This is a genomic window from Tenacibaculum sp. Cn5-46, from assembly GCF_022347705.1.
Classification (GTDB): domain Bacteria; phylum Bacteroidota; class Bacteroidia; order Flavobacteriales; family Flavobacteriaceae; genus Polaribacter; species Polaribacter aiptasiae.
The window spans coordinates 255188-281598 of record NZ_JAKRGD010000005.1 but is presented as its reverse complement, the minus strand read 5'-3'; the positions used below and the strand labels follow the sequence as shown (position 1 = coordinate 281598).

Sequence of the window (26411 nt, the reverse complement as noted above, 5' to 3'; positions counted from 1 at the left end):
TTTGTTTGCTATAAGCGTATGTATTGTTTTTATTTAAAATTAAATGAAAAGAAGTAAAAGGATATGTAAAAAACCATACTAAAAGTAAGGGAAAACCTTACTTTTTTGTTGTAAAGAAATGAAGAGTTTATAAAGAAATAAGCACGTTTGTATACAATTAACAAACGTGCTTATTTTATTATTTTAACTAAGATGTTATAGTACTTTTTTTAAGAGATTTTTTCCTGTTACAGCTGTGGCTGATAATACTCCAGAAAATAATGCGCCTCCTATACCAGCTGTGACAATGTCTTGTCCTGTTAAATAGAAATTTTTAATAGGTGTTTTTGGTTTTAAGAAAGGTTGTCTAAAACGAGAAGGGCTGTGGTCTAATCCGTAAATTTCACCTTTTTGATAGTTGACAAAATGCTCAGTTGTAAGCGGACTAGATAATTCATAATGTTTTATTTTTCCTTCTACTTGTGGTAGTTGCTTATACAATTCTTTTAAAAGACGTTGGGCTATTTGTTCTTTAATTTCTTCATAATCGTCACCTCTCTTTTTCCATGAGGTTTCTTTCCATTTTTCAAACATTTCATAAGGAACAAGGGTAATAATATCAATAGCACTCTTACCAGGATATCTATTTTTCCAATCTGGATCTTTAGCAGCAGGGAAAGACATATATACTACTGGAAATGGTTTTGATAAATCTTCTAAGTAATTATGTACACAAGTATCGTGATCTCCTTTGGCTGGATATACCCAATAATTTGTTTTTGGTATTTGAAGTTCCTCAGGAGTACCTTCTAGTCCTATATATAAACTTACATGCGCTACGGATGGATTAACCGTTTGTAAATGCTTTTTTAATTGATATTTCTTAACAATACTAGTAGGTAATAGTTTATTGTAAGTAGTGATGAGTCCGGCATTACTAATAATATTTTTCGCTAAAATTTGTTTACCATCTTTCATTTGTACACCTATAGCTTTGCCTTTATTTATAAGAACTTCATCTACTTCAGCACTTACTAATATAGTTCCACCACCAGCTTCAATAACAGGATCTATTGTTTTTACAATTTGTGAGGAACCTCCAATAGGATAACTTCCTCCATCAAAATAATGACGTGCTACGGACGCATGCATAGAAAAACTACTTTGTTTAGGAGGTAATCCATAATCGCCATATTGTCCTGTTAGCACTTTTATTAGCTCTTCATTATCGGTTATTTCTCGAAGGACTTCATAGGTGGTCTTGTCAGAATACTTATAAAATGGTTTTCTCAAGAACCCACCTGCAATTGCATTGGGTATTGTAGAAAGTGTTTTACTTATATAATAGTTTTTACTCGCTTTTACGGCTTCAAAAACAGTGTCAACATATTTATTAATTGCTTGCTCTTCCTCTGGGAAATAAGTAATCATTTGTTTTTTAAAGTTCCTTACACCTTTTACAAAATCATACTGTTTATTACCAATAATAATTTTATCGTAAACATCTCCCATGTCTTCCCATTTTAGGTCGCCATTACTTACATAGTCGAATAGTTTTTTTAAAATGCTTTTGTCTCGTTGTACATCTCCTATATAATGTATACCTACATCCCATTCATAACCTTTTCGTTTAAAAATATGAGTAAAACCACCAGCTGTATAATGCCTTTCTAAGACTAATACTTTTTGACCTTCTTTAGCAAGAATAGCAGCAGTAGCAAGTCCGCCCATTCCAGAGCCAATAATTATAGTATCGTATTTTTCTTGTAGTGTTGGTTTTTTCTTGTAGGATTGAATCATAGGGGCAGAATAGTTAAAGTTTTGTTAGTTATGGAACTAAATATACATCAATTATTCTTCCTATACCATTTCCTAGTTTAATCTATAAGTTTTTCTATTTATGATTTTGCAATTTTTTTTCTTTACAATTATATTTTCTAAGCTGATAAATAGAAAATAAACCAAGTAATAGTTCTGCTGTAATTCCAAAAATATAACCATTTGTAGGGATTCCATCTGTAATCATACTCAATCCTCGTCCTATTGCTAGAGTTAACATAAATAAGATGTTTAATTTAGTAGCTCTTTTCCAATATTGTGTTTTCCAAATACCTAAAATCCATACCAATGAAATTCCAATATATAAACCCATAATAGCTTTTAGCATATTTGAAAGGTCTATTGTATTAACTTGGATATCTAATTGTTGAGGTAGAATGGATGGTGAACCATATATAATTGCAGTTGGCACAACAATACCTAATGAAATGAGAAGATGTAAGTTTTTAATAATCCAATAGTATATTTTCATGGCCTATTTTTTAGTTCCTTAAGTGTTTTTGAAACCAATCTAATACTTCTCTGTTTACCTCTTTTTTATTTTTTGTTAAGCCATGGTTACCTTCTTTATATATTTTTAAGCGATATGGGATATTATATTTATCCAACTCTTTTGAAAGTTTAATTGGACTTGATACATTCACCCTTTTATCAGCATCACCATGTAGTATGAGGAGGGGAATATTTTTAGGAAATTTGTTTGCAAAATATAAAGCTGACCTCTTTTTTAATTCTTCCTGTTTGTTTTTCCAATAATTAGGAATAAGTGGCGCATATACATTTACTTCCATGTCAGCTCTATCAATAATTGTTAAATCTGTGGGAGCTCCACCTATTATTGCAGTTTTAATTTTACTAGTTTTGGTTAATGACAAATAGGTCATCATACCTCCGCGACTCCAACCATACATTCCAATTCTAGTCGTGTCGGCTTTAGGAAACTCTTTAACAACTTTGAGTAAGTTGAGTACATCATTAACGTCTTTTCCTCCAAATTCATCTTTTCCTTCACTTTTTCCACTTTCTCTATAATTACAACCAATGACAATGTAGTCGTTATTTGTTATTTTAGAGAACATAGGAGGGAAGAAAAGTTTATGTTTTTCTTTGGTTAATGATAAAGCGCCAAAATCTCTATTTCCTCCTCTATTAAATATAATTACTGGATATTTTCCTTCTTTTTTGGGAAATGTTGCAAACGATTGAATTTCTAAACTATCACTTAGGTAAGTAATTTCATATAATTTTACATTTTGTAAAAATTTAAATTGAGCTTTGAATTGTGTTTGTTCAGCATCTTGAAACAAACCCTTATAGTTTTTCCAATCAATTTTTTCTTTTTTTACAATTATTGATTCTTGTGAGCTACATGAAATACTAACTATAATTAGTAAATGTAGGATGAACTTTTTCATTTTATAGCAATTTTTTAATGATGATTAAGTTGGCCTAATTAAAATAGTTTTGTTTTAATGATGAGTAAGCTTTGTAATTATTGCTTCATGTTGAGGGAATAATTGTATTAATTCATCCCTTTTAGGTAAAACAAAATCGTTAAAATCAAACCCAGGGGCTACTGTACAACCTGTAAATGCGTAAGAATTTTCTTTAATAACTTCAGCAGCAAACCAATAGGTTGCTGGTACAACAAACTGTGGTTGTTCGTTATTTTCTAAATCATTTCCTATCAACACAAAAGAATAATCTCCTTTAGGAGAAATCATATGAAGTTTTAAGGTAGTGCCTTTGTAAAAGTGCCAAATTTCATCCTGATTTATTTTATGAAAAGCGGAAAATTTATCAGAAGTTAATAAGAAATAAATAGAAGTACTGTAATTTCTATCACCAACAAATTCTGAGCTTAAATTTTCATTTTTAATAATTCCGTTACTTCTATAAGTTTCATTAAAGTAACCGCCTTCTGGATGTTCTGTTAAATTGAATTTATGTATTATCTGTTGTGCTGTCATTTTTTTTCTGTTCGTTTATTTTTTTAATCAATGCTTTTAAACGTTCCTTATTACGTTGCTTTTCAAGTTTTACCTTGTTTTCTTTCTGTTTCATTAAGCGTGTATGTTTCGCTTTATTAACAGTATTTTTAGCTTTTCCTTTCCCTTTTTTAGGCATTACGAGTTTGTTTAATAGCTAATAAGCCTAAGAAAGTTATTAGTCCGTTTAAGATTAAAACAAAGAAACCAAAATCAAAATTTAATTCTGATTTACTATAGATACTTATTAGATAAGTAAGTACAGGAGAAAGTAAACAGATATAGGGAACCAATTTGTCTTTTACGTTTAGTTTGGTAAATAAACCAAAAGCATAAAGCCCTAATAATGGACCATAAGTATATCCTGCAAATTGAAATATTTTAGCAATTACACTAGCATCAGCAATAAAATATTTAAAAACTAAAATGGTTGCGATTAAAATAAATGAGAATAATACGTGTATTTTTTTACGTATTTTTTCTTTTTCTTGTCCGTCTTCTTTTTTATCAATTTCTAAAATATCAATACTAAAAGAAGTAGTTAATGAGGTTAAGGCGCTGTCGGCACTTGAGTAAGCTGCTGCTATTAATCCTAATAAGAAAAATAGGGAAGTAGCTATACCTAATTCACCGCTCATAGCTATACTTGGGAATAAATTATCTTTATGAGCATCAATACCATTTGAAGCAGCATAGTCGGTTAATAAAACTCCTAGAGCTAAAAAGAAGAAGTTAACGATAACCAATACTATGGTAAACCAAAACATATTTTTTTGTGCATCTTTTAAGTTACGACAGGTTAAGTTTTTTTGCATCATGTCTTGATCTAATCCAGTCATAACAATTGCTATAAAAGCACCAGAAAAGAATCGATTCCAAAAATAATTTCCTGCTTTAGGGTCGTCAAAAAAGAACATTTTTGATAGTTTATTTTCTGAAATATAAGAGAATAAACTTTCTATTTGCATTGCATCTTTAATCATTACAATACAAACACCTACGGCAATTAGCATGAATAAAGTTTGTAGAGTGTCTGTCCAAACAATGGTTTTGATTCCTCCTTTAAATGTATATAACCAAATTAATAAAATAGTAATAGTTACAGTTACCCAAAATGGTATTCCGTAAGCATCGAACAAAATTAATTGTAAAACATTGGCTACTAGAAATAAACGAAAAGCCGCTCCAACTGTTCTTGATAATAAAAAGAATGAAGCTCCTGTTTTGTATGAATATCTACCAAAACGATCTTCTAAATAAGTATAAATAGAAGTTAGATTTAGTTTGTAGTAGAGTGGAAGTAATACCAGTCCAATAACGGCATATCCTAATACGTAGCCGAATACCATTTGCATATAACTCATTTGTTGTCCTTCTACCCAACCAGGAACGGAGATAAATGTAACTCCAGAGAGTGACGCTCCAATCATACCAAAGGCTACTAAATACCATGGAGAAGAGTTATCTGCTTTAAAAAATGTATTGTTATTTGCCGACTTTCCTGTGATGTATGAGATAAGAATTAATACACCAAAATAGGCTAGAATAAGGAGTAATATATGTAGTGGTTGCATACCGTTAAATTATGAATTACGAATGTACTAAATTTATCATTCGCAATTCATAACTTAAATTATATAGATTATAGTTCTATAACAACTTCTGCTGTTTTTCTACGAACTTTTTTCAGGTCTTTCATATAATCATCTTCAGCTCTAAATCCAACTGGTAATACTAAAACCGATGTTAAGTTGTGTTTGTCTAAACCTAAGATTTCATCATACTTCTCTGGAATAAAACCTTCCATTGGACAAGAATCTATTTGCTCATTAGCTGCTACGGTCATTAAATTTCCTAAAGCAATATAAGCTTGATTTTTATTCCAACTTCTCAATTCTTCTGAAGTTTTATTTGCTATTGAAGAACTAAGCATTTCCTTAAATGGATTTAAAATTTCATCAGGTGTATTTCTTACTTCTTTTACCAAAGTAAAATAACTTTCAACATCTTTCACTGTGTATTCTTTAGGGATGCATAAAACCAATACATGTGATGCTTGTGCAACCTGACCTTGGTTCCAAGAGTGTTCTACTAATTGCTGTTGAAGTTTTTTATTTTGAATTACGACCATTTTAATTGGTTGTAATCCATATGAAGTAGCTGTTAAATTAAAAGCTTCTTTTAAGGTGTTTATTTGAGTTTCGGTAAGTGATTTATTTTCGTCAAATTTTTTAACAGCATAACGCCATTCTAAACTTTCTATACTATTCATTTTTTCGAATTTATTTGAGAACAAAATTACAATTGCTATTAAGAAAAATAATGATTTGTTTATTACAATAATTGATAGTTTAATCAATTTAATCTTTTATAACGATCTATAATTTTAATAAAAGTCTCTGGTTCTGGTCTTACTCTATAATTATCAGTTAAGTCTGCAAAGATAATTTTATTGTCTTCATCAGTAATAATTACAGTAGGCAACACTACATCCGAGTCGTAACCAAAAACTTGAAAGCCTGCTGGTAATCCATTTTCATGTAAAATACCTAGCTGTTTAGCTACTTTATTTTTTACATCTACTAAAAACTTAAAAGGAACGCTATGTTTTTTTGCTAAACTCTTAGTGAATTTATGAGGTTGTGAACTTACCAAAACCATAGTTGTATTTCTTTTTTCTAGTTCTTTATATTGAGCAACGACTTCTTTAATTTGTGCCATACATAATGGACACCAATTTCCTCTGTAGAATAAAAAGATTTTAAAATCACCTTTTAAATCTTTTAGCGTAATTTCTTCTGAGTTTTCGTTTTCTAATACAAAGTCAGGAAGTGTTTTACCTTCTTGCAAAATGCTTGTATCTCTTGAATTAAAGGAAGAATACCAAGTTAAATAAGCTAACCATCCTAAGGCCAAACCAACAGAAATAACCAATGTTTTTTGCTCAAAATTGAAAAGATTCAGAGCAAACCCAATAACAATAAATGTTGAGTAGAAACTTAAGTTTTTGGTTGTTCTTGCTACTGGTTTTATAAATAACATAGCAAAGAAAATAACTACTGTAATTGAAGAAATTAGTAAGCCTATATTGCTACTATTAAAGTTTGCATTAGCGATTGTTTTTATAAAAATAATCAAAGCGAAAACTGGAAATGCGCTGATAAAAAGCGATTTAGTGAAATTTTTCATATCTTAATAGTCGTAAAAGAATTGCTAATTTACGGTTATGAAAGAGGAATTTCTACATTTTTTGTGGCAATACAAATTATTTAATATAACTAATTTGAAATCAGTTCACAATGAAAGTATTCAGATTGTTAAATCGGGTATGCATAATAAAAACTCTGGACCAGATTTTTTAAATGCTCAGTTAAAAATAAACCATCAATTATGGATTGGTAATGTTGAAATTCATATCAATTCCTCCGATTGGTATGCGCATAAACATGAAGAAGATGAAAATTACGATGCAGTAATTTTACATATTGTTTGGAATCATGATGCTGAAGTGTTTATGAAAAATAACTTACCGCTTCCTACTTTAGAACTTAAAGAATTAGTTCATGAAAATGTGATGAAAAATTATGAACAGCTATTTTCAAAACAACTACAATGGATTTCTTGTGAAAATCAAATTGTAGATGTTGATGCATTTTTAATTAAAAATTGGTTAGAACGATTATACTTTGAGCGATTAGAGAATAAATCGATTTTAATAAAAGAATTGTTAGCGAATTCTAAAAATGATTTTGAAGCAGTTTTGTTTCAGTTGTTAGCTAAAAACTTTGGATTAAAAGTGAATGGAGATGCCTTTTTACAATTGGCGAAATCATTTGATTTTTCGATTCTACAGAAGGTTAGATTTAATGAATTTCAGTTATCTGCTTTGTTGTTTGGTCAAGCAGGTTTTTTTGAAGAAACTGTTGAGAATGAATATTTCTTTAGTTTAAAGAATGAGTATGATTATTTAAAACATAAATATCAATTAACCTCCATTCATAATAAACAGTTTCAATTCTTTAGAATGCGTCCCAATAATTTTCCTACAATACGGATAGCACAACTGGTTGCATTATTTCATAAATACCAAAATTTATTTTCTAAACTTTTAGAGTTAAATAGGAAAGAAGATTTTTACGATTTATTATCTGTTGAGGTTAATGCTTTTTGGCAAGCACATTATACATTTGAAACAACTTCAAAAAAGCTAACAAAAAGGTTGACAAAGTCATTTATTGATTTACTTCTAATCAATACAATTATCCCCTTAAAATTTGTGTATGAACAATACAAGGGAATATTGAATGAAGAAGAGATTTTAAAACTAATACAGCAGATAAAACCAGAGAAGAATTCAATAATATCTAAGTTCTCTGACTTGAAATTGATCGCTAAAAATGCATTTGAAAGTCAAGCTTTATTAGAACTTAGAAATAATTTTTGTGTAAAGAAACGTTGTATAAATTGTGCTATTGGAAATAATTTACTTAAAAAACATATTTAGTTAGTAATTAAAAAAGGAGCTTTGTACATATACATTTCATTATCATCAATCATAACTTTTTCAAAAACATCAGTATTGTTTTTAGTATGAAAATCAATTAACTCATTAATTTCTAATACCGATGAAATACAAATATCTTCGTCTTCAAAAAAGTCTACCCATTCGTCTCTGGTTTTGTTTGAGAATAAATTTTCCAGTAATGTTTTATCAAATGCACCAGTAATTAAATCAAACTGATTATTTGTTTTCCAAGAAGGTTCATCTATTTTATCACAGAAAGAATTCCAAAATTTAGTTTCCAAGGCTCCAAGCGCAATCCATTTTTTATCGGCACATTCATAAACATTATAGTTTACCATCATACCACTTAGAATTGGAGTTTTTTTATAAGATGCTCCTTGATATTCCATACCTTGTGCTATTGCATTTAAAGGCATGGTGGCTTTTGATAAATTTACATCTACATACTGTGCTTTTTGTTGTTTATGTTTGGCTAACAATGCCGTAGTACAAGCGGCAACTAACATATACGATCCACCAGCAATGTCTGCTACTTGATAGCCTGGTATAATTGGTTTTCCTTTTTCGTCTTTATTCAAATCTAATAAGCCAGCTTGTGCTATATAGTTTAAATCATGCCCCGCTTTGTTTTTAAATTTTGAGTTTTGCCCATAACCAGTTACTGAAATATAAACAATGGTTGGGTTTATTTTTTTTACAGTATCAAAATCTAAGCGAAACCCTTTCATCACTTCAGGTCTAAATTGTTCTATAAAAACATCACTTTCTTTAATTAACTCAATAATTTTTGAATAACCTTTTTCTTCTTCATAATCTATAACCAATGCTTCTTTACCATAATTTAGTGTATAAAACATCGTAGAAGTTTGCTCGATTTTTGGTTCATAATATCGAGTATAGTCCATACGTTTGGGACTTTCAATCTTAGTAACTTCAGCACCTAATTGTTTTAATATTTGTGTGCCTAATGGACCTGGTAATAATCGTGAAAAGTCTATAATTTTTATTCCTTCTAATGGTAGCATAATGAACTATTCTTCAATTTTTTTAATTAACTCTTTTAAGGTGTTAGGCACTGGGATTTTTTGGTGGTTTTTATAATCAAAAACTATGATTTCATGAGTTTGTATGGCAACCAATTTATTTTGTGTGTCACTAAAAAAATATGATTTCATTATAAACCGATCTTCTTTTATTTCTTCTGTAATAGTCCCAATTTTTATAATATCAGGATATACTACTGGTGCTATGTATTTTACAGATTGAAAACCTAAAATGGGAGCAAATTCCATTTCTTCAGGAGCAGAATTGAAAAAATCGATACTTTTAAAATATTCAATACGAGCAGTTTCTCCCCATTTAACATAGGTTACATTGTTCACATGTCTAAAAGCATCCATATCGCCCCATTGGACTGTTATATAAGTTTGAATAGGAAAATCGTTAATAGTCATCATATTGGTTATTTTTTAGAGAAAATTATTTGTGATTTTTTTTCATAGCTTTTAACTTTTGAAATAGTTCTTTATATAATCCTCTAGCTATTAATAATTTCATAATTTCATTAGTCCCTGCATAAATTCTAGCTACTCTATTATCGGCATACATACGTGCTATAGGATATTCCCACATGTAACCATAACCTCCAAATAATTGTAAACATTCATCAACAACTTTACCATGCATATCGGTTGCTGAATATTTTGCCATTGAAGCACTTTCAGCAGATAATTTATGCTGTGCTAAATCTTCAATACATCTATCTACAAAAGCTTGGTGTAACTGTAATTCAGTAGCACATTCAGCCATTTTAAATTGAGTGTTTTGAAAACCAGCAATTGGTTGTTTAAAAGCAGTACGAGTTGAGGTATATGAAAGAGTGTCTTCTATAGCTCCTTGTGCGCCACCAATAGCAGAAATAGCAACAGACATACGCTCTCTAGCCAATTCAGTCATCATAATTTTAAAACCCTGTCCTTCTTTTCCAAGTAAGTTTTCTTTAGGTACTTTTACATTATCGAAAAATAATTCGCAGGTATCTTGGGCTTTCATTCCTATCTTTTTAAATGGTATTCCTTTTTCAAAACCTTCCCATTTACTTTCCATAATTAATAAAGATACTCCTTCTTCAGCTGTACCAGGATTTGTTTTTACTGCTACAACGGCCATATCGCACATATATCCATTGGTAATAAAGGTTTTTTGTCCATTAACTAAATAATGATCTCCTTTATCTACTGCAGTAGTTCTGATGGCTTGCAAATCTGATCCACAGTTAGGTTCTGTCATACCTATGGCTGTTATGATTTTACCCGTAGCCATAATAGGTAAATACTTTTTCTTTTGTGCTTCATTTCCCCATTTTAAAATATAAGGGGCAATGATATCAGAATGTAAAGAAAAGCCAGGTCCTGAAATATTTTTTCTAGCAAATTCTTCAATCATTAATGCATTAAAAGTAAAGTCTAGTCCAGCACCTCCATATTCTTCTGGCATATCCATACACAGTAATCCTAATTCACCAGCACGTTGCCAAATTTCTCTACTTACCATGCCATCTTTTTCCCATTGTTCTATTTGAGACTCTACTTCATTCGTTATAAAATCTTGTATCATGCTACGCATCATACTATGTTCTTCTGATGCGTATATTTTTCTTTCTAATAATATATTTTGTAACATTTGGATACTTTTTAGGTTAAAAAATTAATTTTTGTAAAAGATTCTATTGTTTTCAGCTTTTGAAATTTTTTCTTTTAAACTTTCTGGTAGCTTAAATCTTTCACCGTGTTTTCGAGCTAACTTTTCTGAATATGCTAAGAATTCATTAGCTCCTATATAATCTATATAAGACATAACCCCACCGGTATAAATAGGAAAACCTAGGCCTAATATTGAACCAATATCAGCATCTTTAGGTTCTTTTAAAACTCCAGATTCTAAACATTTATAAGAGTCTATTACCATGGCAAATAATAAACGTTTACCTATTTCTTCTTCATCATATTCCTCTTTTACAGGGAATATAGTTTTCCAGTTTTCCCAAATATATTTTCTCCCTTCTTTCGGGTACTCATAAAAACCAGCTCCTTCTTTTTTTCCTGTTCGTTTATGAATGGTTGTAATATCGTAAATGGTTTTTTCTAGCTTTTTTTCAAAGTCAGATAGGGTAGGGTCTTCTCCCATGATATCTAGCATTAATTTTAGATTTACCTCGTCGGAAACAGCTAATGGACCAACAGGCATTCCAATTTTTTTAGCAACATTTTCAATTACAGCAGGAGGAAGGCCTTGAGAAAGCATTGCGATTCCTTCATTAACAAATTTTCCAAAAACTCTAGAAGTAAAAAAGCCTCTACCGTCATTAACAACAATTGGAACTTTCTTAATTTTAGTAACATAATCTATCGCAGCAGCTAAGGTTTCATCTGAGGTTTCTTTCCCCACAATAACTTCTACTAGAGGCATTTTGTCCACTGGTGAAAAGAAATGTAATCCAATGTATTTATCTGGTTTAACAGAAGCTTTGGCTAAGGTTGTTATTGGAATTGTAGAAGTATTAGAAGCATAAATTACTTCTGGTTTTATAATAGCTTCAGTTTCTTTAGTAACTGAATTTTTAAGTTTTTCGTTTTCAAAAACAGCTTCTATTATTAAATCACAATCGGCTAAATCTTCTACTTTATCTGTAGGTTTAATTTTTTCTAAAAGAGCATTCATTTTTATTTCGGTAGTACGTCCTTTAGCCAATTTTTTTTGCTCTATTTTTTCTGAATATGATTTTCCTCTTTCACTACTTTCTATCGATACATCTTTTAAAGCTACTTCTATACCTGCTTTAGCGGTTACATAAGCTATTCCTGCTCCCATCATTCCTGCTCCTAAAACACCTACTTTTTTATAAGAAGCTCTTTCAAAACCTTTGGGTTTAGCTTTTCCTTTAGCAGCATCACCAATAAAAATAAACGATGAACGGATAATATTTTTAGTTTCTTTAGAAAATAAAGTATCAACAAAATAACGAGCTTCTATTTCTAAAGCATTGTCTATACTTGTTGAACCTCCATGATAAATAGCACTTAATACATTTTTTATATGTGGCATATTTCCATGGGTAGTTTTGTATGCCATGGCATTTGAAACGGAATAGAATTCTGTAATTCCCGACATTTGTCCAACACCATTTGGAGTTCCCGGAACTACAAAATGTTTGTCGTCCCATGGTTGACAAGCATTTGGATTATCTAAAATCCATTGTTTAGCCAGCTTATTAATATCATCAGTTGGTTCACAAATTTGGTTTACTAATTTGTTATGTAATGCTTGTTCAGCTGTTAATTTTTTAGATTGCGTTATGAACTCAATAGTTTTTTGTGCACCTAGCATACGTAAATAACGTTGTGTACCACCAGCTCCTGGAAATAAACCTACAGAACACTCTACTAAGCCCATTTTATTTTTAGGGTGGTTTACCATAATTCTATGATGACAAGCCAAAGCTATTTCTACACCACCACCTAAAGCTAGTCCATTCATAGCTGCAACTACCGGCTTTCCTGAGGTTTCTAACAAACGCATTGCTTTGTGAGTTTCCATAAGCATATCAAAACATTCTTCACGAGACTTGTCATAATTTAAAAACCATTTAAGATCTCCACCAGCTATAAAGTCTTGCTTAGCAGAATTAATTACAATTCCTTTAACAGCAGAATCATTTACAGAACGTGTAACGGTAGTAAAGAATTCGTTCATGGTTTCTTGATTCATTATGTTTACTGGGCTGTTGGCTACATCCCATGTAATAAATGCAATTCCATCTGAGTCTATTGTATATTTTATATGTTGCATGTTTTTCTTTTAAATACGTTCAATAATAGTTGCAATTCCCATACCTCCACCAACACAAAGAGTAGCTAGTGCAGTTTGTTTATTTTGACGTTCTAATTCGTCTAAAGCAGTTCCTAAGATCATACATCCAGTTGCTCCAAGAGGATGCCCCATTGCTATGGCACCTCCATTTATATTTACAATTGAATGATCAATTTTCATGTTTTCCATTAAACGTAATGGAACCACAGCAAACGCTTCATTAATTTCCCATAAGTCAATATCGGAAGCTTCCATATTTGCCTTTTGTAAAGCTTTTTTGGTAGCTGGAGTAGGGCCTTCTAACATAATTAAAGGTTCTGAACCAATAATGCTTCCCATTTTTATTTTAGCTCTTGGTTTTAAACCTAATTTTTCGCCTACTTCTTTAGAACCAATAAGCATTAAAGCAGCCCCATCAACAATACCTGATGAGTTTCCTGCATGATGTACGTGATTAATTTGCTCTATTTCAGTATAGGTATCTAAAGCAGTTTGATTGAAAAGCATTTCACCCATTTTTTGAAAAGCAGGTCTTAAGTTAGCCAGACCTTCTAGAGTAGTCTTTTCTCGTATATATTCATCATGGTCTAGATGTGTAAAACCATTAATGTCAGTTACAGGAATGATTGATTTTTTAAAGTTTCCAGCGCTTCGTGCTGCTGTTGCGCGTTGTTGTGAAATCAATGCAAAAGCATCTAAATCTTTTCTTGAATAACCATACTTAGTAGCAATTAAATCGGCAGAAATTCCTTGAGGAACAAACTTTCCAAAGGCAGCATCTGGTTCCATTACCCATGCAGAACCGTCAATTCCCATAGGTACACGTGACATAGATTCTACACCTCCGGCAATTATTAAATCAGACCAACCTGAACGAATACGAGCAGCCGCTTGATTTACTGCTTCTAAACCAGAAGCACAATATCTATTTAAGGATACCGCTGCTAAATGATTTCCGTAATTTGCAACCTGAGCAGCTACTTTAGCTATATTACCACCTTGTTCACCAGCTTGAGTAACACAGCCTAAAATAACATCTTCTACTAAACTAGTGTCTAAATTGTTTCTTGTTTTAAGTGCATTTAATAAAGTTACTGTTAATTGAACTGGGCTAACTTGCGATAAGCTTCCTGTTTTTTTTCCAATTCCTCTTGGAGTACGGACTGAATCGTAAATGTATGCTTCCATTTTTTTTAATTTTAAAGTTACCTTGTGGTAACATTATGTATAAAAAAATATTTCTTTTAATTTTTTTATTGTGACTAAGTGGTTACAAATTTAAAATTATTTTTTACTTTTGAAAATAACTTTACATTAATTTATAGTTTAAATAGTGAATAATTTAATTTTTAGCTATTTATTTTGTTGAATTATTTGTTTTGTGGTGTTGTTTTTAAAATAATATAAATGAAGGAGTATACTACAGAAAATTTCAATTTTGATTTTTTGCATGAAAATCTACAAAATCTTTTGATAGAGGTAGATGATAATTTTAAGGAGTTAACTAAAAAAGATTTTGCAATTAAAGCTTACTATTATGTAAGAGATAAATGGCCATATAACCCTTACAGATTTAGTTTAATAGAAGAGGATTGGAAATCATCATTAATTAGCACCCAAAAAACGGGGCATTGTTTAGATAAAGCAATTATTTATATAAGTCTTTTAAGGTCGCAAGATATTCCTGCTCGTTTGGGGTTAGCTAAAGTGAAAAATCATATTGCAGTTGAAGATATAGTTGAAAAGTTTGGAAACGATGTGTTAGTTCCTCATGGTTATGTAGAGCTTTTTTTAAATGATAATTGGGTCAAGGCTACTCCTGCATTTAATCAAAGTTTGTGTGAGAAGTTAGGTGTAAAAGCGTTAGATTTTGACGGAGAACACGATTCTTTATTTCAAGAATATGATTTAAGCGGTAATGTCAATTTTATGGAATATTTGGAAGATTATGGTACGTTTAAAAATGTGCCTTTGCCTTATATGTTTCAACTTATGCAAGAAACGTATCCTCCATTGCAAAAAAGTGGTGTTAATTTAGGTATAGTTTTAAATCTTGCAGCTCTTTAATCTTTACTTATATTTGGTATCTCTAATAAATTAATTAAGATGAAGAGAGATAGAGCCGCAACTGAAAAAAAAATATACGATGCTTTTATTAGTTTATTGGAAAAAAAAGGTCCGCAAGGAGTAGGGATTAATGCTATAGCTAAAAAAGCTGGTGTTTCTAAAGAACTTATTTATAGATACTACGGAGGTTTAAAAGGTTTGCTTTTAAACTATGCTAAAAGTGGCGACTTTTTTAAACCTTTACATCTTGTTGATGATAAAGAAAAAAGTAGTGTTGAAGATTTAAAGCGATTTACAAAAGAAGGAACTAAGGAGTTAAGAAATAATAAAATTACTCAAGAAATTCTTAGATGGCAGCTTATTGAAAATAAGGAAGAAACAAAAGATTTATTTAAGTATACAAATAAGCAAATGGAAAAAATATTTGCTATTAATGATAGAGATTCTTCACTACAACACGCTTTTCATTTAATGATTGGTGGCTATATTTATTTTACGTTGAGTTCAAAGTTTAATAAGAAGTTTATTAATGCCGATTTATCCTCTGATGAAATGTGGGATAAATTTGATAAAGCTATTGAGAAAACTTTAGATTTATTTAACGAAGAGTAAGAGCCTCAATTAGATTGTATAAAAATAAATAGAAAAGCGATTTAGAATTTAAATTCCAAATCGCTTTTTTTGATTTATAAACTTTAAAACCTTAGTAAAGATTTTTAAATTTTTGAGGATTAGCTTCGTGCATAATCTCATAAACTTTCTCAAAAATATCTTCTGCAGATGGTTTAGAGAAATAATCTCCATCTGTTCCATAAGCAGGTCTGTGTGCTTTTGCAGTTAAAGTTTCTGGTTTGCTATCTAAATGTTTGTAACCATTTTGGTTTTCTACAATTTCTTGTAATAGATATGCAGAAGCTCCACCTGGTACATCTTCATCTACTACTAATAAACGATTTGTTTTAGCAAGAGATTTTACAGAATCATGATTTAAATCAAAAGGCAATAAACTTTGAGCATCAATAATTTCAACATCAATACCAACCTGCGCTAAATCTTTAGCAGCTTCTTCTACAATTCTTAAAGTAGAACCATAAGATACAATAGTAATATCTGTTCCTTCTTTTATAGTTTCAACAACTCCAATAGGTGTTTTAAATTCCCCTAGGTTTGTTGGTAATTCTTCTTTTAAACGATATCCATTTAAACATTCTACTACTAAAGCCGGATCGTCTCCTTCTAATAAAGTATTGTAAAAACCTGCAGCTTTGGTCATGTTTCTTGGAACTAATACATGAATTCCTCTAACATTATTAATAATTCCTCCCATTGGAGATCCAGAGTGCCAAATTCCTTCTAAACGGTGACCACGTGTTCTAATAATTAATGGCGCTTTTTGCTTTCCAAAAGTACGGTAACGAAGTGTTGCTAAATCGTCACTCATAATTTGTAAAGCATATAATAAGTAGTCTAAATATTGAATTTCAGCAATAGGACGTAAACCTCTCATTGCCATTCCAATACCTTGTCCTAAAATAGTTGCTTCACGAATTCCTGTATCAGAAACTCTTAATTCTCCATATTTTTCTTGAAGCCCTTCTAATCCTTGGTTTACATCACCAATATAACCAGCATCTTCTCCAAAAATTAAAGTTTCTGGGTACTTCTTTAAAATAGCATCAAAATTATCACGCATTATAATACGTGCATCTACTAACTTTTTTTCTTTTCCATAAGTAGGAGCTTCAGAGCTAATATTTTGTGTAGCTAGTTCTGTTTCACTTAATAGGTGAGCAGAATACTTTACTGCTGCATTATCAATAGCTGCTTTAATAAAGTTTTGTAACTCTATTTTTTCAGCAAAATTTTCATCTTTTAAATAACGTAAACTTTTACGAGTAGCAACTAAAATATCTTTTCTAATTGGTTCAGCAATTCCAGCTAAGTCATTTTTATATTTAGTAATAAATGAACTATTGTTACTTTTATTGGCAACTCTTTCAAGTAACTCTACAGCTGCAGCTACTTCAGCTTTTATTTCATTAGTATAAGCACTCCATGCATCACGTTTTGCTTTACTAACTTCTTTTTTAGCTTCTTTATCTATCTTAATTAATTCTTCTTCTGATTCTATGAATTTTAAGGTACCACCTTTTTCATCTTGTAATTCAAATTCTAAAATCCATTTACGCATTTGAGCTATACAATCAAACTCTTGCTCCCATTGTAAACGCTCAGGTGATTTATATCTTTCGTGAGATCCAGAAGTAGAATGTCCTTGTGGTTGTGTTAATTCTTTTACGTGAATTAATACAGGAATATGTTGTTCTCTCGCAATTTTTGATGCTTTATTATAAGTATCAATTAATTGTACATAGTCCCAACCGTTTACCACAAAGATTTCATAACCGTTTGTATCGTTTTCTTTCTGGAACCCTTTTAAAATTTCAGAAATACTTTCTTTAGTTGTTTGGTGTTTAGCGTGTACCGAAATTCCATATTCATCGTCCCAAACATTCATTACCATTGGTACTTGTAAAACTCCAGCAGCATTTATTGTTTCGAAGAATAGCCCTTCTGATGTACTTGCGTTACCAATTGTACCCCAAGCAACTTCATTTCCTTTATTTGAAAAATTCGTCTGATTTTCTAAACCTTTTACATTACGGTAAATTTTAGAAGCTTGAGCTAAACCTAATAAACGAGGCATTTGACCTGCTGTAGGTGAAATATCTGATGATGAATTTTTTTGAGCAGTTAAGTTTTTCCAATTACCATTTTCATCAATAGAATGTGTAGCAAAATGACCTCCCATTTGACGTCCAGCAGACATTGGTTCTACGTTTATATCAGTATGTGCATATAAACCTGCGAAAAATTGTTGTGGAGTTAATTGATCAATAGCCATCATGAAAGTTTGATCACGGTAATAACCAGATCGAAAATCTCCATTTTTAAAAGCTTTTGCCATTGCTAATTGTGGCACTTCTTTACCGTCACCAAAAATTCCGAATTTTGCTTTTCCTGTTAAAACTTCTCTACGTCCTAATAAACTACATTCTCTACTAATACGAGCAATTCTATAGTCGTTTAAAACTTCGTTTTTAAAATCTTGAAAAGAAAGTTGTTGAGTGTTAGCTACTTCGGTCTTTTGCGTCATAATCATCTAGTTTTGGTATCGACACAAAGATAGTTTTTTTAGTTGAAATTTAAAAATTTCAATTTTTATTGAATATTCTTCAAAAAAAAAGATAAAAAAGAGATTTTGTTGAAGTATTTATAATAATCCTCTTCTTAAAAAGTTATAAATTCTGTCAATATTTGTAGTAACTATAAATCTAATTTTGGTTGGATATGCTTTTTTATTCACTTCAAATCCCTCATTTGTGTAAATAGGGAAGTAGAATTCGAAGATATTTGGCACTAAGTTTAAACGAATTCCATTTTCGTAAAAGAATTTTGGTGAAGTGTTTTTGTTTTTTAGCATGGCAAAATCGTTATAGATTTCTGCCCATCTCCATACACTTACACTAGTATTTATTGAAGTTATTAATTGATTAGCAAATTGCGGTTCACTAAATTTAGATTTAAAACCTCCTTGACCAATAATAAATTGTTGACTGAATATTCCTTCGTTTTCTGAACGTCCAAATAAGTTTTGTTCAAATAAATAATCTGATCCTCGATTTAAGCCAAAACTGAAATAATCTCCATCTGATGTATTAGATATAAAATAACCTCCAAAAAAACGAATATCAAAACTTTGATTTTCAGAGAAAAATCTTCGATAACGTATGTCAGTTGAAATTTTAGTAAAGCTAGAATTAAATTCAGTATTCAAAGCATATAAAGTTCTATTAACTGCATCAAAATTGGAATGGATATATCTAAAATTAATAACGTTGTATTTGTCGCGATCAGTTTTAGGTTCATTAGGCAGTACTTCTTTATTAACTCTAACCATACGAGCAATTAAAAGTCTCAAGCCATTTTCACGAAGTGAATTTCTTCTAAATTGAAAACTTACAAAAGGAGAGAAGGTGTTGTATTCTAATTCTGGAGCATAATGAAAATTACTACCTCTTACACCGTAACGTATTTTATATATTTTTGATTCTTTTAAGAAATGATTGTAGGAAAAAGAAAAAGAGCCTGTAAAATTTCTACTTCTTGTGCTAAAGTTTGGAGTTAGTCGAAATTCAAAATTATGATTTATTACAGATTGATTGTTAATATCAACTCCAAGTATAAGTCCATCATATAAATTGTATTTAAAATCTGGAAAATAAAACAACTGATTATAATAGGGGTTTTCTACATCTTTAAAGAAACGAAATTGTAGAGGCTTATTGATAAGGCTATTGTTGGTTTTTCTAAAATTATCCAAAGAATTATATTCAGGATAAATGTTTTCATAATTTAAAGCTAGTTTATTAAAATCACCTTTTTTTATTTTAATAGTCTTAGTTGAATCGATACCATCAAACCATTTTTTATATTTTATCTTTTTTTGATTAATTCCATAAAGAGCAACTGGTGCCGAAAAGCTTCTTTTATTTTTTATGGTTACCTCTAGAGAATCTTTGTGACTAGCTTCTTTAATTTTGTCTATTTTGTAGTCTATCTTTTTATTTGTTTTGATATAGTCATTAAAAAACCAATCTAAATTTTTAGAAGTGTTTTTTTGAAGAACTTGAGCAAAAAGTTTACTGTTACTTAGTTTTAATTGTTGTTTGAAATAATATTCCTTTAATGAGTTTTTTAAAGTATCGCCACCAATATAATCTTTAAGGTAAAGTAATCCCAAACCTGCTTTATATTTACTAACAATTTTTCTGTTAAAATTAGAGAGAGAATCGGCAGGTATATCTAATGCTTGATCGTAAAATTTTCGTGCACTGAATTGATAAACAAAAGAGTATTTATCATTTTGTTTAAGTTTAGCGATGTTATACGTTTTTATTGGCCAATATTTTGAGTACTTTCCTAATACGGTAATTTTTGGATAATTTTTTTTGATATACTCCATCATCAAAAAAGTTTGTATACCATCAGTAAGCCAATAATCATTTCGTTGATTTAAAATTAATACATCATCAATATATTTTTTTGTAAGAGCTTTAAAAAAGTTTATTTCCCATCTAAAATTCTTTGGAAAAGGTTTTAACCATCTTGGGAGTCCATAAATTTCATGTAATGAGTTTTTATTAGTAGTATTTGCGTCAACAAAAATTTCTGTGTGTGGGTGTTTTCCTAAATAACTTTCAATAAATTTAATCTGCTGATTGATTATTTTAGTGGTAGTTTCACTTGGAATGCTTTTTATAAAAGCATCTGTTTTAATTTCCTTATCCTTTGTTTTAAAAGATTTAAATCTACTTATAGAATCGATATTTATGATGATATCTTTTTTTCTTTTTCCTATTAAATAATATTCTGTATAATTTTCTTTTGGGGTTTTATACTGATATAAATTACTCTCAACTGTATATTTTTGAGGGACATCAATACTTATTTTATAGTCGCTAAGGTCTTGATATAAATCGTCAATATTTAGGTTACTCATTAACTGCCATTTTTTATTATAAATAGCAGGTATTATATGCCAAAAACGTAGATGGTATCCAGATTTTGTTTTTCCGTAACCAGTATACTTTGAGTTGGGAATTTTAATTGTATAAGTAGTTGATAAAACAATACTGTCTTTTGGGTTCAGCGTATTATTTAAAAGAACTTCGATGATATCTGGATGAGCTGTTTTTTCTTTAAAGGAAACTTGTTGATAGTTTACCGTTAAGTTTTGAATTTTAGTAAACCCTCTATCTTTTTTTTTAGAAAAGTAGAATTCTTTTTTATAATCCTCAACAAATCTTTTACCTAATGGAGTTTCGTTATTTCTAAAGCTATTAGCCCAATTATGTAAGAAAATAGAGTTTAATTTTTTTGAAGACTTATTGTAAAAAATAGTTTTTTGTTGAATTTTGAGTAAGTCTTTTTCAACATCTATTTTTGCATTAATTTCTATTGAATTTGTTTGTGCTGTTAAAGAATTACAGAACAAATAAAAGAAAGGCAAAAAGAGTAGCAGTTTCTGTTTCAAATTGAAAATAAAAAAAACTCGTTGAACATTCAACGAGCTTTAAATATAAATATTTTTTTTAGAAGTTTGGCTTTAAATCATACTTAGCGTAGAATTTATTAAAATGTTCAACAGCTTCATCAGCAGTATCTACAACTCTAAATAAGTTTAAGTCTTTCTCACTAATATTTCCTTCTTCTAATAATGTATTTTTGATCCAGTCTAATAATCCACTCCAGAATTTCTTACCTACTAAAACAATCGGGAAACGTCCAATTTTATTAGTTTGAATTAAAGTAATAGCTTCAAAAAGTTCATCCATTGTACCAAATCCACCAGGCATAACTACAAAACCTTGTGAATATTTTACAAACATTACTTTACGAACAAAGAAGTAATCAAAGTTTAAGTTTTTATCATGGTCAATCCAAGGATTGTCATGTTGTTCGAAAGGAAGTTCAATATTTAAACCTACCGAAGTACCATTTCCTCTATCTGCTCCTTTATTACCAGCTTCCATAATTCCTGGTCCACCTCCAGTAATTACACCAAATCCATTTTGAGTTAATTTAAAAGCTACTTCTTCTGCTAATTTATAATAAGGATGATCTGTTTTTGTTCTAGCAGATCCAAAGATAGACACACAAGGACCTATTTTACTTAACTTCTCATATCCTTCAACAAACTCAGACATTATTTTAAAAATAGCCCAAGAATCATTTGTTTTTATTTCGTTCCAAGTTTTTTGTTGTAATTTCTCTCTAATTTTTCTGTCATCGTTCGGACTCATACTCATTATCTTTTATATTAATGTAACAATTTACGTTGCTTAAAAATTACTTTTTTAGCAAGCTTGCTAATTTAGTTATTTTCTATAATTAAAGACCTCTTTATTTAATAATATTTCTAAGTTGGTAGAAAAAGCGTTCTATCAAACGTAAATCTTCAGTTACAATATTTGCAGTTCCTTTCATTTCTTGTCTGAAAGCTATTTTTTTATCATAAGTTGTTTTTAAGTCCTGAGGTAAGTTTACATCTATTAAATAGTTTCCTTGTTCGTCAGGTATTGGAGATATTGAATTGATAGTTCCATTTAATTCTCCAAACTCATCCGATGGATAGTTTAATAGTTTGATTTGAACCCTTTGACCTTTTTTTATTTTTCCTGAATTGGCAGCAGGAGCTTTTATCTTTCCTATAAACGAGTTGTCTTCTGTAGGAATTACAATAAAAATTAATTCTCCTGTTTTTACTGTTTGATTTTTATTCCAAAATGATAAAAAAGATACTTTTCCATTGATAGAAGAAGTTAATGCATATTGTTTCTCCCAATCTCTTATAGCCTTTTTTAAATGTAAAAATGATTGAATTGCCTTGTTTTTTAAACGGACATCGTTTTGTGTTTTCTTTATAGAGGTTCCTTGTAAGTTTTTTGCCGAATTACTAATCAATTCTCTAATTTGTGATATGGAAGTCTCTAAACCTTTATAAGCTTTTTCTGAAAGTAGATAATCCACATCTTTTTGTTCTTTTTCTTTAGCAGAAATTACTCCTTCTTCATATAAACCTTTACTTCTTTCAAGGTCTTTTTTTTGGATTTCTAATTTCTTTTGATCTATTTTCTTTTGAGATATTAAAGTTGCTAATCTACCTTTTGCTTCTATTAATGAAGTTGTATTGGCAAAACTTTCAGATTTGAAAGGTGTTAGTTTTTCATTTAAAAGATATTCTGTATAATCGTTTTGAAATTGAGAAAAGCTACTTGTAATGTCACCTAATAATAAAGGAGGAAACTCTTCAATAGGAAAAGAAAACTTGTCCTTGTCTCTGTTAATAGTATCTAGAGTGTTTTTTAATAATAAAACATCTTTATAAGAAGCGCTATTTTCGATTACAGCTAGCACTTCATTTTTAGAAACATTTTTCCCTTCATTAGCTAAAAATACTTCAAACTGTCCTGTTGATTTAGCATATATTTTTTCAGGAGGAAATGATGTAGTAACCATAACCTCTGAGGTAATTACATCAGGGTATTTTACAAACCATGAGATGAATAAAAGCATAAGAATTAATGCTAAAAACAAAGTGTTTCCCCAACGTATCATCCAATTGGGTACTTGGCTTAATATTTCTTGTACTTCCTCACTACGAATTTCTATGTCTTCTATTTCTCTTGGCATATTTTATTGTTTATTTTTTAAAGAGGTGTTTAAAAAAACACCTCTCATAAATTTATTCAATTAATGGAGTTTAAAACTTTACGAGTTTTTTCTCCTAAGATTTCGGGGAAACAAACATAACTAAAAGATAAACGATATTGAAATTAACAATAACTACTATTTTATTATGTTTTTGAATTTTAAAATCTCCATTTTACGAGCTTTTGCTCAGTAAAGGACAAAAGAAGTGATTATTTGAAAACTACGTTTCCACCACCAATGCCTCCACCGCTAACAGTACAGTGTTGACCATAAACATCATCACCATAACCACTGCAATCTTCGCTTGATCCAGTTACACATGCTCCACAGCCCCAAGCATTACAACATTGATACCCTCCATGAGCTAAAGATAATCCTCCATTAATTGCTTTTTGATCTGCTTTATTTAAAGCTTTTCCTAAGTTTAAAATTGATTTTTTCATTTTTAAATAATTAAAAAATTGATTAAACCCTTGATCATTTAAAGACACTCAAGGTTTGTGTCTATTCCTCGCGAGAGAATATCTTTATATAATGTTATTTACCTAAATCTAGTTGGTTTTTAACTAAGTGGTAATAACTTCCTTTTAATTTTATAAGTTCTTCATGTGAACCTTTTTCTATAATATTTCCTTTGTCTAATACAACTATTTGATGGGCATTCTTTACTGTACTTAATCTGTGAGCAATTACTACAGCTGTTTTGTTAGCAAAAAATGTATTTAACTTCTCCATAATCACCTTCTCATTGTTAGCGTCTAAAGCTGAAGTTGCTTCATCAAAAAATAAAAACTTCGGATTTTTGTATACAGATCGTGCAATTAATAAACGTTGCTTTTGCCCTGTACTTAATCCATTTCCTTCACTACCTATTTTGGTATTGTATCCTAAAGGAAGTCCTTCTATATAATCTGAAATATTGGCTACATCAATGGCGTGAGCTAACTTTTCTTTATCTACATAATCTTCTCCTACAGCAATGTTTTTGGCAATAGAATCATTAAAAATGTATCCTTCTTGCATAACCACTCCTGAATTTCTTCTCCATTCCTTTTGTGAGATGTTCTTTAGATTGAAGTTATTAATCATAATATCTCCTTTGTCTACTTGATAAAACCCAAGTAATAATTTCATTAGTGTTGTTTTTCCACTTCCACTAACTCCAACAATAGCAGTGGTTTTATTCGCTGGTATTTCTAGTGATAAATCTTTAAGTACTGGTTCTAATCCACCTGTGTATCTGAAAGAGATATTTTTTAATGTGATAGCTGCATTGTTTGGAATATTAGTTACTTTCTCATCATTTGGATTTTCTTCATCTTCCATGTTGTGAATTTCTCCTAATCGATCAACAGATATTTGTGCATCTTGTACATCCCTCATAAAGTTAATTAGTTGAGTAATTGGTCCATTTAATTGTCCTACGATATAACTAATGGCCATCATCATACCCAAACTTATTTGACCGTCTATAACCAACTTTGCTGATAAAACTGTAATGAACATATTTTTAAGTTCGTTGATAAAGTTAGATCCCACACTTTGTGTTTGCTCTAAGGCTAAACTCTTGGTAGCTACTTTAAATAAACGAGCTTGTACATATTCCCAATTCCAACGCATACGTCTTTCAGCATTGTGAAGTTTAATCTCCTGCATTCCATTGATAAGTTCAATCACTTTACTTTGTTCTTGACTTACTTGTGAAAAACGTTTGTAGTCTAATTCTTTTCGTTTTTTGAAAAAGAAAAGTACCCATCCAAAATATAAAACACTTCCTAGTACAAAAACTCCAAATATTTGCAAGCTATAATATCCAAGTACTAAACTGAATATAATTAGGTTGAAAAAAGAGAATAATACAGTTAATGACGATGTAGTTAAGATTCTCTCAATACGTTTATGATCGTTGATTCTTTGTAATAAATCCCCAGTCATTCTTACATCAAAATAAGAAATAGGTAATTTCATTAATTTGATAAAGAAATCGGATATTAAAGAAATATTGATTCTGGTACTTAAATGTAATAAAATCCAACTTCGAATAATTTCTAAAGAGGCCTTTCCAATAAATAGAAATAGTTGAGCAAATAGAATAAGGTAAACAAAATTTAAATCTTGATTTTCAATACCAACATCAACAATACTTTGTGTTAAAAACGGTAGGATTAATTGTAATAAACTTCCAGCTAACAATCCTATAATTAGCTGTACAATAAATTTTTTGTATTTGAACAAGTATTTGAATATGAAAGAGAATCCAAATTTTTCGTCTTCTTCAAATTCTTCGCTATAAAACTTAGGAGTAGGTTCTACTAGTAGAACAATTCCTTCTTCAGTGTTTTCATCAGCATTATTACCTATCCAATGTTGTATGAACTCTTCTTTAGTAAAAGTAATGAGTCCATGGGCAGGATCGGATATATAAACGGTATCTTTTTTTATTTTATAAAGTACTACATAATGGTTTTTATTCCAATGTACAATACAAGGTAATGGCGCTTCTAATAATTTATTATAAGCAAGTTTTACCCCTAAAGATTTAAAACCTATAGATTCAACAGCTTCACTTAAACCTAATAAACTACTACCTTCTCTAGTGGTTTCACTTAAGCTTCTTAACTGTTGTGTGTTAATTGTTTTACCATAGTGTTTGGCTATGATTTTGATACATGTTGGCCCACAATCCTTGGCCTCGGTTTGTTTATAGTTTGGAAATTTTTTCATACGATTTCAAATATCGAGAAGATATTTTTAAAATCTATTTTCTTAGAGTATAAATTTTAAATGTTTTTATAAAAATTCATCCCTTTTTTGAGTAAATAAAAAAAGAAGTTGAATTAAGTTGTCAATGTCTTATTTTTAGAAGT

At 30.1% G+C, this 26411-nt stretch carries 22 protein-coding genes; 3 read left to right on the top strand and 19 right to left on the bottom strand.

The genetic code is table 11. The features are described 5' to 3' along the window. Positions 1 to 195 precede the first annotated feature (195 nt). From MHN29_RS11955 to MHN29_RS11920, 8 genes are all read right to left on the bottom strand, one after another. The gene (locus MHN29_RS11955) at positions 196 to 1779 is read right to left on the bottom strand and encodes an NAD(P)/FAD-dependent oxidoreductase (RefSeq protein ID WP_235275974.1); all 1584 of its coding nucleotides are present in this window, start codon (positions 1777 to 1779) and stop codon (positions 196 to 198) included. A 94-nt stretch (positions 1780 to 1873) separates the two neighbouring features. Then, positions 1874 to 2290 (bottom strand): DUF4345 domain-containing protein, encoded by a 417-nt coding sequence (locus MHN29_RS11950; RefSeq protein ID WP_235275973.1) that lies wholly within the window; start codon positions 2288 to 2290, stop codon positions 1874 to 1876. Between the two features lie 10 nt (positions 2291 to 2300). Next, positions 2301 to 3233 (bottom strand): S9 family peptidase, encoded by a 933-nt coding sequence (locus MHN29_RS11945; RefSeq protein ID WP_235275972.1) that lies wholly within the window; start codon positions 3231 to 3233, stop codon positions 2301 to 2303. 54 nt (positions 3234 to 3287) lie between these two features. Then, entirely contained in the window at positions 3288 to 3788 is a 501-nt protein-coding gene (locus MHN29_RS11940; protein WP_235275971.1) for a cupin domain-containing protein, read from the bottom strand. Continuing rightward, the gene (locus tag MHN29_RS11935; protein ID WP_150900904.1) at positions 3763 to 3945 is read right to left on the bottom strand and encodes a hypothetical protein; all 183 of its coding nucleotides are present in this window, start codon (positions 3943 to 3945) and stop codon (positions 3763 to 3765) included. The genes MHN29_RS11940 and MHN29_RS11935 overlap by 26 nt, the downstream gene beginning before the upstream one ends. Continuing rightward, a complete protein-coding gene (locus MHN29_RS11930) occupies positions 3938 to 5380 on the bottom strand; it encodes a sodium:solute symporter (RefSeq protein WP_235275970.1) in 1443 nt (480 codons plus the stop codon). The genes MHN29_RS11935 and MHN29_RS11930 overlap by 8 nt, the downstream gene beginning before the upstream one ends. A 68-nt stretch (positions 5381 to 5448) precedes the next feature. Continuing rightward, a complete protein-coding gene (locus MHN29_RS11925) occupies positions 5449 to 6078 on the bottom strand; it encodes an NAD(P)H-dependent oxidoreductase (protein ID WP_235275969.1) in 630 nt (209 codons plus the stop codon). An 83-nt stretch (positions 6079 to 6161) separates the two neighbouring features. Next, positions 6162 to 6995 (bottom strand): peroxiredoxin family protein, encoded by an 834-nt coding sequence (locus MHN29_RS11920; protein ID WP_235275968.1) that lies wholly within the window; start codon positions 6993 to 6995, stop codon positions 6162 to 6164. A 37-nt stretch (positions 6996 to 7032) separates the two neighbouring features. Between MHN29_RS11920 and MHN29_RS11915 the strand changes: the two genes are divergently transcribed. After that, positions 7033 to 8310, top strand: coding sequence for a DUF2851 family protein (locus MHN29_RS11915; protein WP_235275967.1), 1278 nt, complete (start codon positions 7033 to 7035; stop codon positions 8308 to 8310). Here the strand turns inward: MHN29_RS11915 and MHN29_RS11910 are convergent. The 5 genes from MHN29_RS11910 to MHN29_RS11890 are packed head-to-tail and all read right to left on the bottom strand — an operon-like array spanning position 8307 to position 14388. Beyond that, positions 8307 to 9356, bottom strand: a complete 1050-nt coding sequence (locus tag MHN29_RS11910) for a CaiB/BaiF CoA-transferase family protein (protein WP_235275966.1) — start codon at positions 9354 to 9356, stop codon at positions 8307 to 8309. The two genes, MHN29_RS11915 and MHN29_RS11910, sit on opposite strands and share 4 nt — an antisense overlap. A 6-nt stretch (positions 9357 to 9362) precedes the next feature. Next, complete coding sequence (locus MHN29_RS11905; protein ID WP_150900910.1) at positions 9363 to 9788, bottom strand: thioesterase family protein; 426 nt, start codon at positions 9786 to 9788, stop codon at positions 9363 to 9365. Between the two features lie 22 nt (positions 9789 to 9810). Then, positions 9811 to 11013, bottom strand: coding sequence for an acyl-CoA dehydrogenase family protein (locus tag MHN29_RS11900; protein ID WP_235275965.1), 1203 nt, complete (start codon positions 11011 to 11013; stop codon positions 9811 to 9813). Positions 11014 to 11037: 24 nt separating this feature from the next. Further along, positions 11038 to 13179, bottom strand: a complete 2142-nt coding sequence (locus tag MHN29_RS11895; protein ID WP_235275964.1) for a 3-hydroxyacyl-CoA dehydrogenase NAD-binding domain-containing protein — start codon at positions 13177 to 13179, stop codon at positions 11038 to 11040. A gap of 9 nt (positions 13180 to 13188) precedes the next feature. After that, entirely contained in the window at positions 13189 to 14388 is a 1200-nt protein-coding gene (locus MHN29_RS11890) for an acetyl-CoA C-acetyltransferase (protein ID WP_235275963.1), read from the bottom strand. A gap of 219 nt (positions 14389 to 14607) precedes the next feature. Between MHN29_RS11890 and MHN29_RS11885 the strand changes: the two genes are divergently transcribed. Both MHN29_RS11885 and MHN29_RS11880 read left to right on the top strand, forming a co-directional pair. Next, complete coding sequence (locus MHN29_RS11885) at positions 14608 to 15267, top strand: transglutaminase family protein (protein ID WP_235275962.1); 660 nt, start codon at positions 14608 to 14610, stop codon at positions 15265 to 15267. Between the two features lie 39 nt (positions 15268 to 15306). Then, the gene (locus MHN29_RS11880; protein ID WP_150900915.1) at positions 15307 to 15879 is read left to right on the top strand and encodes a TetR/AcrR family transcriptional regulator; all 573 of its coding nucleotides are present in this window, start codon (positions 15307 to 15309) and stop codon (positions 15877 to 15879) included. A 91-nt stretch (positions 15880 to 15970) separates the two neighbouring features. Here MHN29_RS11880 and MHN29_RS11875 read toward each other — a convergent pair whose 3' ends face one another. From MHN29_RS11875 to MHN29_RS11850, 6 genes are all read right to left on the bottom strand, one after another. Then, positions 15971 to 18424 carry a thiamine pyrophosphate-dependent enzyme gene (locus MHN29_RS11875; protein ID WP_235275961.1) on the bottom strand — a complete coding sequence of 818 codons (2454 nt, stop codon included), beginning with the start codon at positions 18422 to 18424 and terminating at the stop codon, positions 15971 to 15973. A 117-nt stretch (positions 18425 to 18541) separates the two neighbouring features. Continuing rightward, positions 18542 to 21325 (bottom strand): aminopeptidase, encoded by a 2784-nt coding sequence (locus tag MHN29_RS11870; RefSeq protein WP_239176079.1) that lies wholly within the window; start codon positions 21323 to 21325, stop codon positions 18542 to 18544. A 97-nt stretch (positions 21326 to 21422) separates the two neighbouring features. Further along, entirely contained in the window at positions 21423 to 22133 is a 711-nt protein-coding gene (locus MHN29_RS11865) for a TIGR00730 family Rossman fold protein (protein WP_150900919.1), read from the bottom strand. 100 nt (positions 22134 to 22233) lie between these two features. Then, positions 22234 to 23523: an HlyD family secretion protein gene (locus MHN29_RS11860; protein WP_235275959.1), complete on the bottom strand. Its 1290-nt coding sequence runs from the start codon at positions 23521 to 23523 to the stop codon at positions 22234 to 22236. 230 nt (positions 23524 to 23753) lie between these two features. After that, positions 23754 to 23987, bottom strand: coding sequence for a hypothetical protein (locus tag MHN29_RS11855; RefSeq protein ID WP_235275958.1), 234 nt, complete (start codon positions 23985 to 23987; stop codon positions 23754 to 23756). Positions 23988 to 24081: 94 nt separating this feature from the next. Next, positions 24082 to 26268 carry a peptidase domain-containing ABC transporter gene (locus tag MHN29_RS11850; protein ID WP_235275149.1) on the bottom strand — a complete coding sequence of 729 codons (2187 nt, stop codon included), beginning with the start codon at positions 26266 to 26268 and terminating at the stop codon, positions 24082 to 24084. Positions 26269 to 26411: the final 143 nt, after the last annotated feature.

Coding starts and splice junctions, on each gene's coding strand:
- MHN29_RS11940 (WP_235275971.1), bottom strand. CDS start 3,788: ATGACAGCACAACAGATAATACATAAATTCAATTTAACAGAACATCCA.
- MHN29_RS11885 (WP_235275962.1), top strand. CDS start 14,608: ATGAAGGAGTATACTACAGAAAATTTCAATTTTGATTTTTTGCATGAA.
- MHN29_RS11915 (WP_235275967.1), top strand. CDS start 7,033: ATGAAAGAGGAATTTCTACATTTTTTGTGGCAATACAAATTATTTAAT.
- MHN29_RS11850 (WP_235275149.1), bottom strand. CDS start 26,268: ATGAAAAAATTTCCAAACTATAAACAAACCGAGGCCAAGGATTGTGGG.
- MHN29_RS11860 (WP_235275959.1), bottom strand. CDS start 23,523: ATGCCAAGAGAAATAGAAGACATAGAAATTCGTAGTGAGGAAGTACAA.
- MHN29_RS11930 (WP_235275970.1), bottom strand. CDS start 5,380: ATGCAACCACTACATATATTACTCCTTATTCTAGCCTATTTTGGTGTA.
- MHN29_RS11920 (WP_235275968.1), bottom strand. CDS start 6,995: ATGAAAAATTTCACTAAATCGCTTTTTATCAGCGCATTTCCAGTTTTC.
- MHN29_RS11905 (WP_150900910.1), bottom strand. CDS start 9,788: ATGATGACTATTAACGATTTTCCTATTCAAACTTATATAACAGTCCAA.
- MHN29_RS11935 (WP_150900904.1), bottom strand. CDS start 3,945: ATGCCTAAAAAAGGGAAAGGAAAAGCTAAAAATACTGTTAATAAAGCG.
- MHN29_RS11950 (WP_235275973.1), bottom strand. CDS start 2,290: ATGAAAATATACTATTGGATTATTAAAAACTTACATCTTCTCATTTCA.
- MHN29_RS11855 (WP_235275958.1), bottom strand. CDS start 23,987: ATGAAAAAATCAATTTTAAACTTAGGAAAAGCTTTAAATAAAGCAGAT.
- MHN29_RS11900 (WP_235275965.1), bottom strand. CDS start 11,013: ATGTTACAAAATATATTATTAGAAAGAAAAATATACGCATCAGAAGAA.
- MHN29_RS11880 (WP_150900915.1), top strand. CDS start 15,307: ATGAAGAGAGATAGAGCCGCAACTGAAAAAAAAATATACGATGCTTTT.
- MHN29_RS11945 (WP_235275972.1), bottom strand. CDS start 3,233: ATGAAAAAGTTCATCCTACATTTACTAATTATAGTTAGTATTTCATGT.
- MHN29_RS11890 (WP_235275963.1), bottom strand. CDS start 14,388: ATGGAAGCATACATTTACGATTCAGTCCGTACTCCAAGAGGAATTGGA.
- MHN29_RS11955 (WP_235275974.1), bottom strand. CDS start 1,779: ATGATTCAATCCTACAAGAAAAAACCAACACTACAAGAAAAATACGAT.
- MHN29_RS11865 (WP_150900919.1), bottom strand. CDS start 22,133: ATGAGTCCGAACGATGACAGAAAAATTAGAGAGAAATTACAACAAAAA.
- MHN29_RS11925 (WP_235275969.1), bottom strand. CDS start 6,078: ATGAATAGTATAGAAAGTTTAGAATGGCGTTATGCTGTTAAAAAATTT.
- MHN29_RS11875 (WP_235275961.1), bottom strand. CDS start 18,424: ATGACGCAAAAGACCGAAGTAGCTAACACTCAACAACTTTCTTTTCAA.
- MHN29_RS11895 (WP_235275964.1), bottom strand. CDS start 13,179: ATGCAACATATAAAATATACAATAGACTCAGATGGAATTGCATTTATT.
- MHN29_RS11910 (WP_235275966.1), bottom strand. CDS start 9,356: ATGCTACCATTAGAAGGAATAAAAATTATAGACTTTTCACGATTATTA.